This window comes from Ureibacillus sp. GCM10028918, from assembly GCF_042666115.1.
GTDB lineage: Bacteria > Bacillota > Bacilli > Bacillales_A > Planococcaceae > Ureibacillus.
In genome coordinates this window covers 70,107-87,418 of the sequence record NZ_JBHTFK010000040.1, presented here as the reverse complement: position 1 = coordinate 87,418, position 17,312 = coordinate 70,107, and the positions used below count along the sequence as shown (strand labels likewise).

Annotated in this window: 13 protein-coding genes; 9 read left to right on the top strand and 4 right to left on the bottom strand. The window is 36.7% G+C overall.

Going from position 1 to position 17,312, the window contains the following annotated elements:
* The first annotated feature begins 109 nt into the window (after positions 1 to 109).
* The gene (locus tag ACFQU5_RS19040) at positions 110 to 724 is read left to right on the top strand and encodes a hypothetical protein (protein ID WP_390291603.1); all 615 of its coding nucleotides are present in this window, start codon (positions 110 to 112) and stop codon (positions 722 to 724) included.
* Here the strand turns inward: ACFQU5_RS19040 and ACFQU5_RS19035 are convergent.
* Positions 689 to 2,149: a hypothetical protein gene (locus ACFQU5_RS19035; RefSeq protein WP_390291601.1), complete on the bottom strand. Its 1,461-nt coding sequence runs from the start codon at positions 2,147 to 2,149 to the stop codon at positions 689 to 691. The two genes, ACFQU5_RS19040 and ACFQU5_RS19035, sit on opposite strands and share 36 nt — an antisense overlap.
* A gap of 649 nt (positions 2,150 to 2,798) precedes the next feature.
* Here ACFQU5_RS19035 and ACFQU5_RS19030 point away from each other — a divergent pair.
* The 7 genes from ACFQU5_RS19030 (at position 2,799) to ACFQU5_RS19000 (ending at position 11,153) form a co-directional block, all read left to right on the top strand.
* The gene (locus ACFQU5_RS19030; RefSeq protein WP_390291599.1) at positions 2,799 to 3,728 is read left to right on the top strand and encodes an AEC family transporter; all 930 of its coding nucleotides are present in this window, start codon (positions 2,799 to 2,801) and stop codon (positions 3,726 to 3,728) included.
* 424 nt (positions 3,729 to 4,152) lie between these two features.
* Positions 4,153 to 4,845 carry an RraA family protein gene (locus ACFQU5_RS19025; RefSeq protein ID WP_390291596.1) on the top strand — a complete coding sequence of 231 codons (693 nt, stop codon included), beginning with the start codon at positions 4,153 to 4,155 and terminating at the stop codon, positions 4,843 to 4,845.
* A 16-nt stretch (positions 4,846 to 4,861) separates the two neighbouring features.
* The gene (locus tag ACFQU5_RS19020) at positions 4,862 to 5,740 is read left to right on the top strand and encodes a DUF1932 domain-containing protein (protein ID WP_390291593.1); all 879 of its coding nucleotides are present in this window, start codon (positions 4,862 to 4,864) and stop codon (positions 5,738 to 5,740) included.
* A 60-nt stretch (positions 5,741 to 5,800) separates the two neighbouring features.
* Positions 5,801 to 7,153, top strand: coding sequence for a TRAP transporter large permease subunit (locus ACFQU5_RS19015; protein ID WP_390291590.1), 1,353 nt, complete (start codon positions 5,801 to 5,803; stop codon positions 7,151 to 7,153).
* 15 nt (positions 7,154 to 7,168) lie between these two features.
* The gene (locus ACFQU5_RS19010; RefSeq protein ID WP_390291587.1) at positions 7,169 to 7,444 is read left to right on the top strand and encodes a hypothetical protein; all 276 of its coding nucleotides are present in this window, start codon (positions 7,169 to 7,171) and stop codon (positions 7,442 to 7,444) included.
* Between the two features lie 430 nt (positions 7,445 to 7,874).
* On the top strand, positions 7,875 to 8,726 hold the full coding sequence (locus ACFQU5_RS19005) for a MurR/RpiR family transcriptional regulator (RefSeq protein ID WP_390291584.1): 852 nt from the start codon (positions 7,875 to 7,877) through the stop codon (positions 8,724 to 8,726).
* Positions 8,727 to 9,134: 408 nt separating this feature from the next.
* Positions 9,135 to 11,153 (top strand): methyl-accepting chemotaxis protein, encoded by a 2,019-nt coding sequence (locus ACFQU5_RS19000; RefSeq protein ID WP_390291581.1) that lies wholly within the window; start codon positions 9,135 to 9,137, stop codon positions 11,151 to 11,153.
* A gap of 243 nt (positions 11,154 to 11,396) precedes the next feature.
* On the opposite strand, the gene ACFQU5_RS18995 is transcribed toward ACFQU5_RS19000, so the two are convergent.
* A complete protein-coding gene (locus tag ACFQU5_RS18995) occupies positions 11,397 to 12,890 on the bottom strand; it encodes a catalase (protein WP_390291578.1) in 1,494 nt (497 codons plus the stop codon).
* Positions 12,891 to 14,001: 1,111 nt separating this feature from the next.
* On the opposite strand from ACFQU5_RS18995, the gene ACFQU5_RS18990 reads away from it, so the two are divergent.
* Entirely contained in the window at positions 14,002 to 15,075 is a 1,074-nt protein-coding gene (locus tag ACFQU5_RS18990; protein ID WP_390291575.1) for a nitric oxide synthase oxygenase, read from the top strand.
* 49 nt (positions 15,076 to 15,124) lie between these two features.
* Here ACFQU5_RS18990 and ACFQU5_RS18985 read toward each other — a convergent pair whose 3' ends face one another.
* Both ACFQU5_RS18985 and ACFQU5_RS18980 read right to left on the bottom strand, forming a co-directional pair.
* Positions 15,125 to 15,679: a restriction endonuclease gene (locus ACFQU5_RS18985; protein WP_390291572.1), complete on the bottom strand. Its 555-nt coding sequence runs from the start codon at positions 15,677 to 15,679 to the stop codon at positions 15,125 to 15,127.
* Between the two features lie 82 nt (positions 15,680 to 15,761).
* Positions 15,762 to 16,976 carry a CynX/NimT family MFS transporter gene (locus ACFQU5_RS18980; RefSeq protein WP_390291569.1) on the bottom strand — a complete coding sequence of 405 codons (1,215 nt, stop codon included), beginning with the start codon at positions 16,974 to 16,976 and terminating at the stop codon, positions 15,762 to 15,764.
* Positions 16,977 to 17,312 lie beyond the last annotated feature (336 nt).

The window sequence follows — 17,312 nt, the reverse complement described above, 5'->3', positions numbered from 1 at the left end:
TGTTCATAGTAAGGTGGAAAAATTAAGGAAATCTTCATATATTTTTTAATTTATTCTTAACAATTTCTTGTTATGATAGTGAGTAGATTGATTTTAACGGGGTGATGAGATGAACAGAATGATTTATATTGTGCTAACAAAAACAAAGACGGTATTATCAAAGGCAATCCAAATCTATACACAGCATGATTATAATCATGTCTCTATCTCCTTTGATTCAGAGTTAAAAGAGATGTATAGCTTTGGACGAAAAAATGTGAATAATCCCTGGATTGGTGGTTTTGTGCATGAGAATCCATCTTCAACCCTGCTTAGAGAATCTAATTGCGTGATCCTTGCTTGTCCTGTAACAGAGCATCAATATGCGCTTCTGAAAAAAAGAATCGGTTATTATAAACAAAACAAAAATGAGTATAAGTATAATTTCATAGGGTTATTTGGTGTTGCTTGCCGTGTGAAAATAAAAAGAGAGAGAGCTTTTTTCTGCTCTCAATTCATTGCAACTTTGTTTGAAGAAGCGGGCATATCCCTATACGGAAAAAGCCCCTATTTTATGCAGCCCAATGATTTTGTCCACCTACCATACTTAACTTTTATCTACAAGGGCAAGGTGGAAAGTTTTATCGGTTATACTAGTGAAGAGAAACAAAAGAAAAAAAGACTTGCTTCTATACATGCCATTGCACTATCAGCTATTTACATGGGCAGAAACAAAGTCTCTTAAATCATCAAAATGAACATCTATTACTAAATATTTTTTGTATACCTCTATTAACTTTTCAAAAAGTTCATAGTGCTGTGTTACAAAAAGCGATTTTAGGATGTTGCACATATGCTTAGATGTCATATGAACAATTTCAAAATAAGTGCTTTGTTCTTCTTGGTAGTTCTGTAACCAGACCTCAATGGACTGTACAACGTGTTGAGGCGAGTTATGGACAATATAGGCAATATCTCGTTGGACAGTAGCTTCAATTTTAAAGATTGCATCTTGGTCAAATTGTTCCCGATTAAAATATCCATAAAGACTCGTGCATGATGCAATTTCATGTTGCTTAAGCAGTTCAATGACCTCATCAAATTTACTATTTTGTACAAGTGCATCGATAAGGATGAAAAAGATTTGTTCTAAGTAGTTTTTGTCGTAACGTTTTACAAACGTATTCGGTTCTGGCTTTAAATTCGGTAAGACATCACTGTATTCCAAGAATAACTCGATGGCATGATTGATCAAACGATCATTCGCAATTAAATAATTGCCATATTCAATAACCCTTGCACTATCATTATGCTCTGCGGCTGTAATTGCTTGAATATAAGATAAAAGTGTATATTCCTTTTCAGACAGAGCCCACTTTCCTTTTCCCCATGAAGTAATAATTTCTTCAATGAGAGAATCTACTTTTCGAAAATGACGTTTTCCGCCATTAAAGTGAGAGATTAAATTAAATATATGAAGTTCTTTTAAATGGTACGAACGAATATTTTCCTGATCAAGAAATGAAATCAGCTGATTTGTAATGATGACAGATTGATTTAAAGTAGAGCAGCTTTCTAATAACACTTTGAAATGCTTTATTAAATCGTTGGCATTATGAATATCTTCCAAAGAGGTTTGCATAAAAAGAGAATAAATTTTCTTGATAAACAAGACATCCCAAAATGTATAATGATCATTAAGAATCGTATGTAAGAAATATTTATTACCAACCTGATAGAGGTAAATCTGCCGTAGCCCGCCAACTGATTTTGCCTTAGTTATTTTATATTCCTTTCCAAAAACGAGTCCCATAAGACTATCAAACTCTAATCGATTATGTATAGTGATGTAATCCCAAATAACTTTCTTACTTATTTTGGAGGAAAAAAATGCTTCTAAACGATCATTCGCATTATCAAGATCTATTGTTGTCTCCTGTAAGGTAGCATGCAAAAATAAATCCACATTTCCCCAGTACTCTTTGGCTATTGTGAAGATAAGATTTTGAGCTCTCGTTTTCGTTACCAGTAGTAAATGAATTGGAAGCAAAGCGCCAAAAATATCATGATGAAATTCTTCACTTTGGGAAAGCTTAAAAATAGCATCCTCAAGAGGTTGTCCAATTATGCCTCTAGATTCATTACGTAATTGTTCATCAACTTTTAGCATAGCAATCTTCCTTCCAAAGAGAAATCATACTCAAAATATATCAAATAATTCTTACTCATTGTGCAAAAAGGTGAAAATTACAAAATTTATCAAGTTGTTACTATCTTTATATGAGGAAAAAACGTCTAGGTAAGGAGATGAACTCCTTCTTAGACGTCTTTTTACTTTTTGGAATTCCCTTTTAATGTGAATGCTGAAAGAATCGTTGCTATATAAACAATAGCAGTAAATATAATACTTCCAATCTGCAACTCGCCTGTATTCGAGTAGCTTCTTATTAAGCTTATAGTAAATAGGACTGAGATGAAAAGACAGATATAGAAATGCCTTTTATTATTACGTTTTTTCATGGAAAACCCCATTTAAATTTATTTACTTTGATGGTAACAGAGTAGTAGAAGAGTTAGCAATCGTTTCGTCCTTACTTAGAGAAATGAACTATAAAAATCTCTTGGCTGTGAATAAGTACAACTAAGACTGATTGTGATCTTAACGTATAGGTGAATATGAGTTTTCAGGGATATCGGTGAAATACGCACATTTTCTCGTTTCTACTTAGGGCGAATTGTATTTTCTGATATTTCATCTCAACAGAGAAAGAGGTAAAATAGGATTAAAATAGCCGTATACACGGAAAGGATAGTAAACGATGACCTACTTATCTATGATATTCTTCCAAATCGTTGCGCCAATATTAGTATTATTAGTGGTTGGTGTAGGGTTACAGAAAAAATTCCAATTTAATTTAAAAGCCATGTCGCAGTTGCTTACCTATTGTTTTATGCCAATAGCGGTTTTTCTTAATATTTATGAAACCTCCATTGAGTTAACCATACTTGGACAGGTAGCATTATTTATTACAATCTTTATCGGGAGCCAGATGATATTAAGTCACTATATTGCCAAGCTTCTTGGGCTCGAGAGAAGTGAAACAGCCGTCTTTAAAAACAGTGTCGTCCTGATAAACTCAGGGAATTACGGGATTCCGGTAGCCCAAATGGTATTTGCTACGCAACCAATAGGGGTTGCGATTCAAGTAATCCTCGTAATTTTTCAAAATATGACGACCTATACATATGGCCTCTACAATTTGATATCTGCAACCAAATCGGGTAAAGACATTTTCAGAGATTTTTTAAAAATGCCGATTGTCCATGCTCTTGTTTTAGGTGTCCTACTGAATATATTCAATATTGAAATTCCACAATTTGTCCGGATACCTCTAGATCATATTTCAGATGGGTTTGTCGCAATGGCACTGATTACGCTGGGGGCGCAGCTTGCTCAGATTGAATTGAGGACAATGTTAAATAAAACAATCCTGATCAGTTGCTTTACGCGATTAATCATTGGACCAGCAATAGCTTTAGTCACAATCTATTTACTAGGAATTGATGGGGTAGTGGCTCAGTCACTGCTAATAGCAAGCTCATTCCCAACTTCCAGAAACAGTTCAAGTCTTGCACTCGAGTATGATATAGAGTCGAACACAGCTGCCCAAACAGTTTTGTTCTCTACAATCGTTAGCTGTTTAACGGTAACGTTTGTAATCTATTTATCAACTGTTTTGTTTGGCTAGTTAATAGATAGTGATGTGAATCTAGGATAATCAAGATTCAGTTTGCAAAGAGGTATATATAATAAAGCGGGCATAGCATACTTTGCCTACAGTATAAAAGGTTGTTCCTTTAATGGAACAGCCTTTTATATTTGGCGGAGGCTTGTAAATTTCAGTGCTTAAACAGCATAATGCTGCGTAATTGAGAAAATTAAATAATTATAACTTTAGACTTATAAAACGTTTTTTGTTCTACCAATAAAGTTTGAATGTTCAAAAAAATGTTTACAACAACAAATAAGGGTGATATCATTTCGTTAAAGTAGTTATAAATATTACATTTTGTCTATAAGTTGTAATTTTTACTACATTATATCCGTTGGTGAAACCGCTAACATTAATATAAATAAAGAATTTAAGTTTTACATTATATAAAAACAAGGGAGTGTATGAATTGAGTTATACAGCACCACGTTTATCGCAAGATATTATTTTAAGAGCCAAAAAATTAAACTCAACACTTATTTCAGATGCGTTGGGTTGTACTGGTTCTATGGATTATAAAGTTAAGCCAGTTTCATCAGGGATGAAAGTAGTTGGAACTGCTCTAACAGTAGAGATGAGAGCAGGCGATAATCTATTCCTGCATCAAGGAATCTACTGCGGAGGAGAGGGTTATGTGCTTGTCGCAGATGGAAAAGGACATACCGAAAATGCTTATCTTGGGGAATTAATGGCTGGGGCAGCAAAAGCAATCGGTCTTGAGGGAATCATCATTGATGGGCTTGTCCGTGATAAAGAAATGCTAAGTGAAATTGGTTTACCGATTTTTGCAAAAGGATTCATTCCTAATGGACCATTTAAGGATGGTCCAGGTGCGATTAATATACCAATATCCTGTGCAGGAGTGACGGTCTGTCCAGGTGACCTAATTGTCGGCGATGAAGATGGGGTAGTTGTAGTGCCGAAAGAGAAAATTGAAAACACACTTGAGAAAGCTGAAGCAAAGTTGGTATATGAGGAAAAACGTATGCAGACAATTGCTAACTATGAAGATAACCGAAAAAAAGGATCTACAGATGATATCAATATAGCTCCAGAATGGCTTGCTGAAAAAATTAAAAAATTTGGATTTTAGAGTAGGAGAAGTGGATATGAATTTAGGGTTTATTGGATTTGGGGAGGCTGCCTTTGAATTAGCTTCCGGTTTAAATGAGCAAGGATTACAAAATAAGATAGCGTATGATCCACTTTTGAATGTTCCCGAATATAGCGAGCTTATCCAAAATCGGGCAAAAGCATCCAACGTTAAAATGGTAGATTCGACAGAAGAGGTATTTAAAGAAGTTGATGCTGTCATTGTTGCAGTACCTGCAGACAAGGCGCTTGGAGTAAGTCAACAATTAATGGCAAATGTTAATAGTAACAGTATATATATAGATGTTTCAGCAGCAAACCCAAATATCAAAAAGCAGATAGCATTTAATATATGCACTTCAGGTGGGAAATTTGTAGATGCTGCTATGATGGGGCCATTGCCAGTTTATAAACATAAAGTACCTATTCTTGCGAGTGGGGATGGAACAGATATTTTTATCGAAATGATGTCTGTTTATGGCATGAATATCGAGAAGGTAAGTGAAATACCTGGTGAAGCTACAGCTGCAAAATTAATTCGAAGTATTTATATGAAAGGAATAGTCGGCCTGTATATTGAACTGTTAGAAGCTGCTCACCATTTTAATGTTGAAAACCTTGTAATTGATTCACTAAGTGAAACAATTAATGGAAGGACATTTGAAGAAACAATGAATCGTCTCGTGACGGGAACTGCACTTCATGCAACTCGACGTTCCATTGAACTTGGCGGCACAATTGATATGTTAGAATCAGCTGATATTGATTCGTCGATGTCGAAAGCAGCGAAAGCCAAAATCGAAAAGCTTGCTTTATTAAATTTAAAAGAGAAGTATCATGGTGAAAAGCCAGAACATTGGCTGCAGGTAATAGAAGCGTTTAAAGTTACAAATTAAAAATAAGCAGTCAATATTGCTGTGTAATAGTCTTAAAATCTTCAAAAAGAGGGTGTATGTATGGGTGTTGGGATTTGGGCGTTATTAGTATTTATAGGGATAATTGTTTTTTGGAACCTCGTTCTTAAACGTAACATAGCAGAGGCAATGTTAGCAGGTTTCATCGCAACTTCTTTGTTTGGGGGAGCGGAGTTTTTCGAACTAATTTGGAATGGACTTGTATTTGCTGCTACAAATGAAGTTTTATATGCATCTGTGGCGTTTGTGTTTATGGCGTATGTCATTGATCATACTGCTATCATTACAAGTCTAGTGAAAATTTTAAACTCATTGCTTGGTCGTCTTCCTGGTGGTGCTGCATACGTAGATACAATCGCATCGGCTGTAATGGGAACGCTTGCAGGATCGAACTCTGGCAATACTGCTACTACAGGTTCCATTACAGCACCATGGATGGTGCAGTCCAGTTTTACAAGGGAAAGAACAGCTACTATTGTAGCCGGCAATGGTGGTCTCGGTGCAGCATTACCTCCTAGTTCTTCGATGTTCATCATGCTTGGATTCGCACCTATAGCAGCTGTTGTTTCTGAGGGTGACTTGTATGTAGCCTTGTTTATTTCAGGAGTTTATCAAGTTATTTATCGTGTGTTCCTTATCATGTATTTCGTTAAACGGGATAATATCAAACCGATTTCACCAGAGTTTATTCAACCGCTGAAAAAAGCCTTAAAGACAGGGTGGAAATCAACATTAATCTTCTTTGGAGCTTTAATACCGATTGTTGTCACGATTGGTCCCCTTGCAGATAGTTTTATGTATAACCCAAATATTGGGGAAGAAGCAATGGACAGTATCTCACTTATCACGTGGATACCGATTTTAATCATCTTGATAAGTATACTGGTTGGGTGGAAGAGTTTGCCTAAATCAGCATCTGGTTGGTCAGATTTTTTAAATAAAGCAATTCCTCGCTTCTCAACAATCGGTGCATTGCTTGTTTTCGCTTACGCATCTAGCCAAGTACTGACCGATCTCGGACTTCCTAGTGATTTAACAACTTTAATGGAGTCTATCGCAATTTCTAAATGGTTAATGGTACTGTTTATTTCGCTTCTTGTTGCACTTGTTGCGGGTCCTTTGTCATCAACAGCTACTTTAACAGCTATTGGAATAGTTGCTTTCACAGCGATGGTGTCAGCGGGCGTGGATCCATTGCTTGCAGTGGTCGCAATTCTTGTTTTTGCATCCACAGAAGGGGCATCACCGCCTGCTTCCGGATCGATATTTATTGCTGCCTCGCTTGCAGGTGCAAGTCCTGAAAAGACATTTGCGCCGTTAGTAGTATACTATGTTGTTCCTATCTTATTGATTGGCTTTTTAATTGCAATGGGAATATTACCGGTATTTGTATAAAGGAGAGTGGGAAATTTGAGAAATATAATCGCATTTTTATTTAAAACATGTCTAATGTTGTTTATTGTCGGTGGAACATGCCTTGTCCTTGGTCAGTTGGCTGGTCTCCTGTTCCAAAAAGGGGATTGGATTATAAAATCTTGGGAATTATTTGCGAATCCAACATTCATAATCAGTGCGATAGCAGGTATTTTCGGATTCATTCTCGGTTATTTTCCTAAAGAAAAAGCGAATGAAGAGACAGTATATTCTTCAGATGAGGTCAGTGAGGAACTAGAACTAGTTCGCTAAAATAAAGCAAGCAGACGTTTTTAACTGGTCTGTCTGCTCTTCTTTTTCATATAAGATTAAGTGGAAGGGCTGAGATTATGTGAAAAAAGGAAGATCAATTAATAAATATTTTATTTTTACATGCACTGTACTCTTTATGGTGAGTATTGCTGGAAGCACACCTCTTATCCCGATTTATGGGGATGAACTTGGGGCAAATCATGTAAGGGTTGCTTTATAGTTTATAAGTTGACCAGATTGTGGATTCGCTTTCATTGGTAACGGTTTTTTCTACCGTTTGGATACCTGGTATCTTTTATGTGTGAGGGGTAATAAGATTGATTCATCCAGATAAGTTTCCTTTTTACAAGAAAGTGAAATCGTGATAATATTTTCTCAAATGAATTAAGGTGGAAAATTTACCACGTGATCACATGTCTGGAGAGATATCATGGAAAATCCGATCGTAAAATTACAGCAAAAGATTGGAGAATTAACAGAAACACAACGGAAAGTTGCAGATTATATTATTAAACATCCACTGGATGTAGCCTTTTTGACAGTAGATCAACTTGCAGGTGTAGTAAAAACAAGTACAACAACGATAATGAGGCTAACGTTTAACCTCGGCTACTCGGGTTACACTGAATTTCAAAAAGGACTGCAGGAAAACTTAAGAAACCAGGCTGCTCCACAGACTAGACTTGAAGCCAATATTAAAGGAATTGAACAGGACGATCTTTGGGGTAGATATGTAGAAAAGCAGATTAATAATATACAAAATACTATTGATATGATATCACAAGAGGACCTCGAGAAAGCACAGAAAGCGATTTTGTCGGCAAAGCGGATTATTTGTACCAGTGTAAGGAGTGGGTTGCCAGTTGCGCAGTACTTAACGCATGGACTAAATCGACTTTTTGGCAATACGAGCCTTGTAGTGGCTGATGTAAGTGATTGGATAGATAATGTTGTGAATATGGATGAAAATGATTTAGTCATCGCAATAAGCTTCCCTCGCTATGCTCGAAGAATTATTGATTTTGCACAAACAGCAAAAAAAAATGGTGTAAAAATTATTTCCATTACTGACAGTTATTCATCACCACTTGCTTCCCATTCAGACTTAGTTTTGCCATGTAATTCAAGTAGTATCGCTTTTCATAATTCTGCCGTATCATCAATGTTTCTTGCTGATTATATCATCAGTGCCCTTGCAATTAATTATCCCGAACAAACCAAAGAGCGTCTTGATAAGGTTAGTGCAATATTGACAGATATTAATTATCACTCAGTGAATTAACTTTATCTTGAAGAAAATAGTAGGACAGACTGGTTATATGCTAAGCCAGTCTGTTTTTTTATTTAAAATTTTATTTTTTTTAATAAGGTTTAAAACCCCAGTCAGAACATACATACGTGCGAGTCACTTCCTGAACAAGCAACTAGTAATCCCATATAACAATATTCCTATTAGCATTCCAAGTGTAATTAAAATTTCATATAATTTTCATAAGTATCCAAAAATTCAAATTAGCTATACATAGTAAAATAGAACTAAATCTATTTTAATCTATTTTTTGTACATTTTAGATTGTTTTACTCTAAATAATTGTTACTTTGCTATTTAAAATAATAATAATTATATATTGTGCTATACTATGATATTAGTCACAAACTCACTATATAGAGGAGTATCAAAAGTAACCTAATGAATAAACAAAAGAGAATAAAAAGTCTTAAATTTACCGGAACATTGAAAACGAAGTTATGGACATCGTTTTTATTGATCCTATTTATACCGGCAATTATTGTCGGAGGATTTGCTTTTAATTTTGCAAAAGGTGTAGTTAGAGAAGACATGGCGCACACTGCGAATATTTCGGTTGAGCATCTAAATCGTACAATCGATAATTTTATTGAACCGAGAATTAGAGATATTGAAGTACTTGCGGACAGCATTAATGCTTCTGAGGTTCAAGTACAAGAGAACTCGAATATAGGCGTTAGCGAGAATGTAACGAATCAACTTGCTAACTACGCAAATACCAATTTAGATTCAGAGCTAGTATTTATTGGAACAGAAAAGGGTGTCTATATTAATGTTCCTTCTACTTTTGAAAATCCACCAGACTTTGATCCAACAACTCGTTTTTGGTACCAAGAAGCAATGGAGAATGAAGGAAAAGCTATTATCACGGCACCCTATATTTCATCATCTACTGGGAGCTTAGTTGTTTCAATCGCTAAAACTACAAAAGATGGACAAGGTGTAGTTGCTGCAAACGTTAGTTTAGAGGCGCTAAAAAAACTAGCAGCGGAAGTCACTATTGGTAATACAGGATATGCCTACGTATTAGATGAAGAACATAAATTTATATATCATCCTTCTAAAGAAATCGGTTCTGTAGCACCAGACAATGCGCAAAATAATAACTTATACAAGAGTGATTCAGGAACATTCAACTATTTGTATGAGGGTAAAGAGAAAAAGGATATGTTCTTTACAACAAATGAGTTAACTGGATGGAAAATAGCTGGAACAATGGTTTCAAATGATGTTGACGAAAATGCAATGCCAATCCTTATTAATACAATTATTGTTCTAATTATTAGTTTAATAGTAAGTAGTATTGTAATCATATTTGTCATTCGTTCAATAACAAAACCGATTAATTCATTAATTCATTCTGCAAATAAAGTTGCTGATGGCGACTTTACAGAACAGATACAAGTTCAAAATGATGATGAAATCGGTAAACTTGGCAACAGTTTCAATAGTATGGTAAACACGTTAACTGGCATTATTGCCAGATTGAAACAAACAATTGATCACTTAGCATCTTCGTCTGAGCAATTAGGAGCAAGTTCTAATCAAACAACTTATGCAACTGAACAAGTGTCTTCAGCCATCCAGGAAATTGCGAGCGGAGTCGAAAAATCTTCAGAAAAACTTGAGGAAAATGAGAAATCGCTAGAAAAAATACTTCAAAGTATCTCTAGAGTATCCGAAAAATCTAAGGGTGTAACGGAACTTGCGAGAGAATCATCAACTGAGGCCGAATTAGGTAGAAAATCAGTAGAGGCGAATCTAGACCAAATGAAATATATTAATGAGTCGGTAGGTAAATCAAATGAAATGATTCAATCGTTGGCCTCTCGCTCTAGAGAAATTGGTGAGATTCTGAATGTCATAAGCGGGATTGCAGACCAAACAAACTTACTTGCCTTAAACGCTGCAATTGAAGCAGCAAGAGCTGGGGAACATGGAAAAGGGTTCGCAGTTGTGGCAGACGAGGTTAGAAAATTAGCGGAACAATCACAATCATCTACAAAACTCATTGGAGAAATTATTACGAGTATTCAAAAAGACACAGAGATTTCAGTAAAAATGATGAGCGAAGTTCTTGAGAATGCCAATCAAGGTCTAACGGTGACCGAAGCAACATCGGATAAATTCCTGCAAATCATTGGAAATACGCGAAATATTACTCCTGAGATAGAAGAAATGACTGCAACGATGGAACGAATTTCTGCGAGTGTTCAAGATGTGGTAGCGACCGCTAAAGCCCTAACAGAGGTAGCACAGGAAAATGCCGCAAGTTCTGAAGAAGTAGCAGCGTCTACTGAGGAACAACTAGCATCAATGGAAGAAATCAATTCGTCAGCAAAATCCCTTGCGAATCTGGCTGAGGAACTTAAAACAGAAGTACAACAGTTTAAAATTTAAATTGACGCAGAGTTGCTTTTTCGTAAGCAACTCTTTTTTTTACATATATACTTTTATTATCTAAGTTTAGAAGCTAGTATAGAAAAACGAGAATTTATACAAGACGGTTTGAGGAATTACTTTTCAAGAAATGCTAAAAAGCTTCGTAATCTATTCAAACAATAGATTGCGAAGCTTTTATATTGGATTGGATATCAATGATAAGTATAGATAAGCCTTTATTTGGTCCTATCCGGTATTTAATTATTGACCTACTTTAGCTAAGTAAGGGTTTGAAAGATCCATGCCGTCTAAAGTTAAGCCAAGAGCTTTTGCAACACCTTCACCGTAAGCTGGATCAGCTAAGTAGCAGTGCAAGATGTGGCGGCGTTGAATGAACTCTTCTACACCTTGTAAGTTTTCTGCAGTGTTTTGGAATAAAGATTCTTTTTGTTCTACAGACATTAAGTTGAATAATTTACCTGGTTGCTCGAAGTAGTTGTTGTCATCTTCGCGGAAGTCATAGATGTCAGCACCACCATCTAATGCTAAAGCAGGCTCTTTATATTGTGGTTGAGCTTGCAGAGCGCCATAGCTGTTTGGATAGTAAGAAATTGCACTTCCATTGTTTCCGTCAACACGGCCTTGTCCATCGCGGTGGTATACCATGAATGGGCAACGTGGCTGGTTAACTGGAATCTGGTAATGGTTTACACCTAAACGGTAACGAGTTGCGTCTTGGTAAGCGAATAGACGAGCTTGTAACATACGGTCAGGTGAGAACCCAATACCAGGTACTACGTTAGATGGAGCAAATGCTGCTTGCTCTACATCAGCGAAGTAGTTTTCTGCGTTTTTGTTTAACTCGAATTCACCAACTGGGATTAGTGGGTACTCAGATTTGTACCAAACTTTAGTTAAATCGAATGGGTTATCTTTAGAATTACGAGCTTGCTCTTCCGTCATCACTTGGATGTACATTTTCCATTTAGGGAAATCACCATTTTCGATTGAATCGAATAGGTCACGTTGTGAAGATTCACGGTCTTGACCGATAACTTTTGCTGCTTCTTCACCAGATAAGTTTTTGATGCCTTGCTCAGTACGGAAGTGGAATTTCACATAAACGCGCTCATTGTCAGCGTTGATCATTGAGTAAGTGTGAGATCCGAATCCGTGCATGTGACGGTAACCATCTGGAATTCCGCGCTCAGACATTACAATTGTTACTTGGTGTAATGCCTCTGGTAGGCTAGTCCAGAAATCCCAGTTACTATTTGCATTGTGCATGTTAGTTTTTGGGTCACGTTTAACAACGTGGTTTAAATCTGGGAAGTGAAGGGGGTCACGGAAGAAGAATACAGGTGTGTTGTTACCAACTAAGTCCCAGTTACCTTCTTCTGTGTAAAATTTAAGTGCGAATCCACGGATATCGCGCTCTGCGTCAGCTGCTCCACGTTCACCAGCTACTGTAGAGAAACGAGCAAACATTTCTGTTTGCTTCCCAACTTCAGAGAAGATATTTGCTTTTGTATATTTTGTAATGTCATGAGTTACTGTGAACGTACCAAATGCACCTGAACCTTTAGCGTGCATACGGCGTTCTGGAATAACTTCACGGTTAAAGTTTGCTAATTTCTCAATTAAGAAAACGTCTTGTAATAGAATTGGGCCACGGCGACCAGCTGTCAATGCATTATCATTGCTTACAACTGGAGTACCAGTAGTAGTAGTCAAACGTTGATTATTGTTTGTCATGTTTGTACCTCCTAATTTAAAATAAATCTCTTCAAAAAAGAGTATAGCAAATACAAATCATAATATCTACTAAATTATAATAATTCTTTTTAAGAAATATTTATATTTAATTAACTATTTTTAAAATTGATTAATTTACATTGGGGAGATCGACTTTTTTTGAGTAATGGGTTGTAAGTGAAAGTTGTATCGTATGCTGGTTTAAGTAGGTTTAATGCGTTTGTCATCGAGAGATTCATGAGATCATTTTAGTAGAATGATATCCATATAAACTGTGAGGTAAATCACTCTTATTGAAAATAGAGTGTTCTAATTGAAAATGATAGGGCTTTGATTTTCTCGGTCAATCTTTATATCTATTATTATATAAGATAAATATTAATTATGGAAAGGAAAAAAACCCCTTTGAAAGTTGTGAGATTGTTGAGTTTGTAAGGGATGAATTTTGATATGGGATTTGAGGTTATTAGGCCGGTCGGTGTGGATGAAGCGTTTTATGGAGGTAGTTGGTGGTGGAGAAGGGCTTCATGAAGTGAATGAAGTACTTTGTAGAGGTAGTTTGTGATGAAGAAGGTCTTCATAGGATGGATGAAGCACTTTGTGAGGTAATTTATTGATGGAGAAGGCCTTCATGAGCTGATTGAAGCACTATACAAAGCTTCTAATTGGACCAAGCTCGTACTGTCACAAACTCCTTCCTAATGTAACAAACCGAAGCTCCATCAAACTCAAATAGTCCCGAACAGCCTCTTAATGTGACAAACCGAAGCTTCATCAAGCTCAAAGTGTCCCAAACTCACTCTTAATGTGACAAACCGAAGATCCACCAAGCTCAAATAGTCCCGAACAGCCTAATAATGTGACAAACCGAAGTTCCATCAAGCTAAAAGTGTCTCAAACTCAAATACAATGAGAATTCGAAGCACAATCAAGCCCAAACTGTTCCAAACCACCAGCCTCTGAACTGAACCATTTCTAAATCAACCTTCCGCTCTCACTATAATTTTGTCTATTCTTAGTCAAGTATATAAAGTACATCTTTTCGCTGACTACTCTTTCATTGAGTTCATGAATTTCGTTTCTATAAAATAGGGCTATGGAGGAACGGACTATGACCCAATACTATGAGCAAAATGAAAAACAACGTATAGAAGCAATCGAATTTTTAAGTTTATATAAGAGTGAAACCGCATTATCAGATCAATGGTTACGCAATCGGTTAGATGAAATTGAACAAGTTAAAGAGTTTATTCCAACGACTGAAGAGTTAACATTTGGTGCAAGGGTTGCGTGGAGAAATAGTAACCGTTGTATAGGAAGACTTTTTTGGAATTCGTTACAAGTATTTGACGAACGTCATTTGGAAACTGAGGAAGAGATTTACGAGGCGCTTCTTCGACATATTGAATATGCTACGAATGGTAGGAAAATTCGTCCAACGATTACAGTTTTTAAGCCGAATCTAATAAGGATATGGAATTATCAACTAATCCGTTATGCGGGATATGAAACAGAGAATGGAATTGTTGGCGATCCAGATTCTATTGATCTTACAAAGCTATGTGAGGAACTGGGATGGAATGGTGAGCGAACACCCTTTGATGTATTACCTTTAGTAATTCAAATAGGCAAGAACAAGCCTTCTCTATATGAAATTCCGAAAAAATACGTATTGGAAGTGGCTATCCGTCATCCACAATATGAGGAACTATCTCGGTTAAATTTGAAATGGTATGCTGTACCCATGGTTTCCAATATGAAGTTAAGTGTGGGTGGAATAGAATTTAAAGCGGCTCCATTTAATGGTTGGTATATGGGTACCGAAATAGGGGCGCGGAATTTTGCAGATGTGAACCGTTATAATTTATTGCCAACCGTTGCTCACGTATTGGGACTTGATACAAAATCGAATATTACACTCTGGAAGGACCGAGCTCTTGTTGAGTTGAATCTTGCCGTTCTTCATTCTTTTAAAGAGGATGGGGTTAATATAGTAGATCATCATACTGCAGCCCAACAGTTTAAATTGTTTGAACAACAGGAGGAAGAGGCGATTCGGCAAGTAACGGGAAATTGGTCATGGCTGATTCCACCGGTGTCCCCTGCAACTACACATATTTTCCATAAACCGATTGACAATCTTATAAAAAAACCAAATTACTTTTATCAAAAAAGCCCCTTTTAATAAGAAAAGGAGCAAGCTCAGTATAAAATGAGATGCTCCTTGGTTCACTCTATCGTTTCTTCAAAATCATATCGATTAATTCGTCGCGGTCAATTAAATAAACATCGTTTGACTCGGCTAATTTTTCGGCTTGTCTAGTGAAGTAGCTATTTGTCACAACCCAGCCTTGAGTTGCTTCGTACATTCTTAAGGCACCGATAATTTCCTGAACGGCTTTTACGCCAACAGTTCCAGAGTAGCGTTTTGCCTGGACAGCGATAATGTCGTCTCGGTCCTCCAGGATTAAATCGGCTCCATAATCTCCGGATGCCTTGGTATAGGAAACCTGATAGCCACGTTTATTAAAAAGGTGACCTAGATACTCCTCAAATTCTTCACCTGTCATCTCATCAATTTCTCTAATGCCGGCCTTTCTTAACCGAGCCGATCCTCTTGTACTTAGCCAGATTTTAAAAACGATGAGCAGAAGCAGGAAAATAACTACAGCAGCAATGGCGCCGTTCGTTGTTCCTGTATAGTGCCATCCAGCATAGCCAATAGCAAGTAAGCCGAGTATAGGAATTAATCGAATTCTTGATTTCTTTTTTTCTTTGTTCTTTCCCAACAAGGTAAACCCCTTTAGCTTACAATTTATACTATTGTAACATAAAAAGGGTACATACGTTTGCTTTTAACTCTGATGATCTTTATAAATAACGATTCTTTGCACTGATGAATGCAGTAATGAATAAAATCAATGCAGACACGATAAATAGGATATTCGGTGAGTTCCAGCTTCCTGTGGCATCATGAAGAAATCCGAATAATACCGGACCCGCTGCAGCAAGCAAATAGCCGATGGATTGAGCGAACCCGGAAATTTGTGCGGCTTCATAGGCTGTCTTTGTGCGTAAAGTAAAGAGCATCATGATACTCCCGAAGGAAGCCCCACCTGCTAAGCCGATACAAATCATCCATAATACAGTGAAATCAGTAAGTTCGAGGAACAATCCTGCAAATCCTATGACATAAAGTATGGAAAACATATACACAATGGGACGTTGAGAACGTAACTTCTCGGCAATAATCGGTATAAGGAATGTCATCGGTATTTGGGACATCTGCATCACGGAAGTCAACCAGCCGGCTTTATCGGCACTATATCCTTGTGAAACTAATATTTCTGGCAACCAAGAGATGGAACAATAAAATAACAGCGATTGAAATCCCATTGAAATCGCAATTGCCCAAGCTAAAGGTTTTTTCCATATTTTAATCTCTGGTGTGTTGGCTGTATTGTTTGAAAGTGTATTTAAGTCAACTTTATCTCCTCGAAGCACAGGAAGCCATACAATTAATGTAATCAGCGTTAAAATAACAGAAACCCCGAGGGCACCTTGCCAGCCCCATGAAGTATTTTTTGCGATGGGGTTACTGATACCAACAGCAACTGCAGCAGAGATATTCATCGATACTGTATAAATACCTGTTAATAATCCGATATGCAATGGGTATTTTAATTTAAAGAAGCTTGATACTAATACGTTGCCAAAAGAAATGGCAACCCCAATTAATACCGTTCCGAAAATTAATAGTGATGTTGTACCGAGTGAACGTAAAATAATTCCGATTGTAAGTAAAATAATCGAATAAAATAATGTTTTTTCCATGCCAACCCTTCGAGAAATACTCGGTGCGAAGGGGGATACCACGGCAAAAGCAAGCAAGGGAATCGTAGTTAAAAAACCGGCAAGGACATTAGAAATCCCAAGTCCTTCTCGAATAGAAGAAATAACGGGTCCAACCCCCGTTAATGGTGTTCTCATTGTGCTCGCCAGGAAAATAATAGCTACGACGAATACCCATGTCGAGGTTGTAATGTGCAACTTCTTCGTTTTATGTGTCGTATTTGTTGTAGTCATATTATTCCTCCAAAATGTATGTGAAAATTCTACAAATTAAAAAATAGTATTTTTCATGTTACACTATTATTTAAACCAACCTCTATCTTACAACTTAATGTGACTTTGGGATAGTGGTGATTTCAATAAAATCACATAGCTTCGATGTATGTACACCTATAGTTTATTTATCACAGCGGGGGCAAACTTTCATAGAAAAAAGTATGCCAAGGAATGTTAACTTTATTCTCGGGAGAGCAGTAAGGCACGAATATGGAGAAGTTTTGAACTGCAAGGCCCTTATATAAAGTTACTATCACTATTTAAGTAAACATACCATCGCATTTGTGATGGTTT

Excerpts from the sequence above, each read along its gene's own strand:
- ACFQU5_RS19000 (WP_390291581.1), top strand. The coding sequence starts at position 9,135 with ATGAATAAACAAAAGAGAATAAAAAGTCTTAAATTTACCGGAACATTG.
- ACFQU5_RS18995 (WP_390291578.1), bottom strand. The coding sequence starts at position 12,890 with ATGACAAACAATAATCAACGTTTGACTACTACTACTGGTACTCCAGTT.
- ACFQU5_RS18990 (WP_390291575.1), top strand. The coding sequence starts at position 14,002 with ATGACCCAATACTATGAGCAAAATGAAAAACAACGTATAGAAGCAATC.
- ACFQU5_RS19020 (WP_390291593.1), top strand. The coding sequence starts at position 4,862 with ATGAATTTAGGGTTTATTGGATTTGGGGAGGCTGCCTTTGAATTAGCT.
- ACFQU5_RS19035 (WP_390291601.1), bottom strand. The coding sequence starts at position 2,149 with ATGCTAAAAGTTGATGAACAATTACGTAATGAATCTAGAGGCATAATT.
- ACFQU5_RS19040 (WP_390291603.1), top strand. The coding sequence starts at position 110 with ATGAACAGAATGATTTATATTGTGCTAACAAAAACAAAGACGGTATTA.
- ACFQU5_RS18980 (WP_390291569.1), bottom strand. The coding sequence starts at position 16,976 with ATGACTACAACAAATACGACACATAAAACGAAGAAGTTGCACATTACA.
- ACFQU5_RS19030 (WP_390291599.1), top strand. The coding sequence starts at position 2,799 with ATGACCTACTTATCTATGATATTCTTCCAAATCGTTGCGCCAATATTA.
- ACFQU5_RS19005 (WP_390291584.1), top strand. The coding sequence starts at position 7,875 with ATGGAAAATCCGATCGTAAAATTACAGCAAAAGATTGGAGAATTAACA.
- ACFQU5_RS19015 (WP_390291590.1), top strand. The coding sequence starts at position 5,801 with ATGGGTGTTGGGATTTGGGCGTTATTAGTATTTATAGGGATAATTGTT.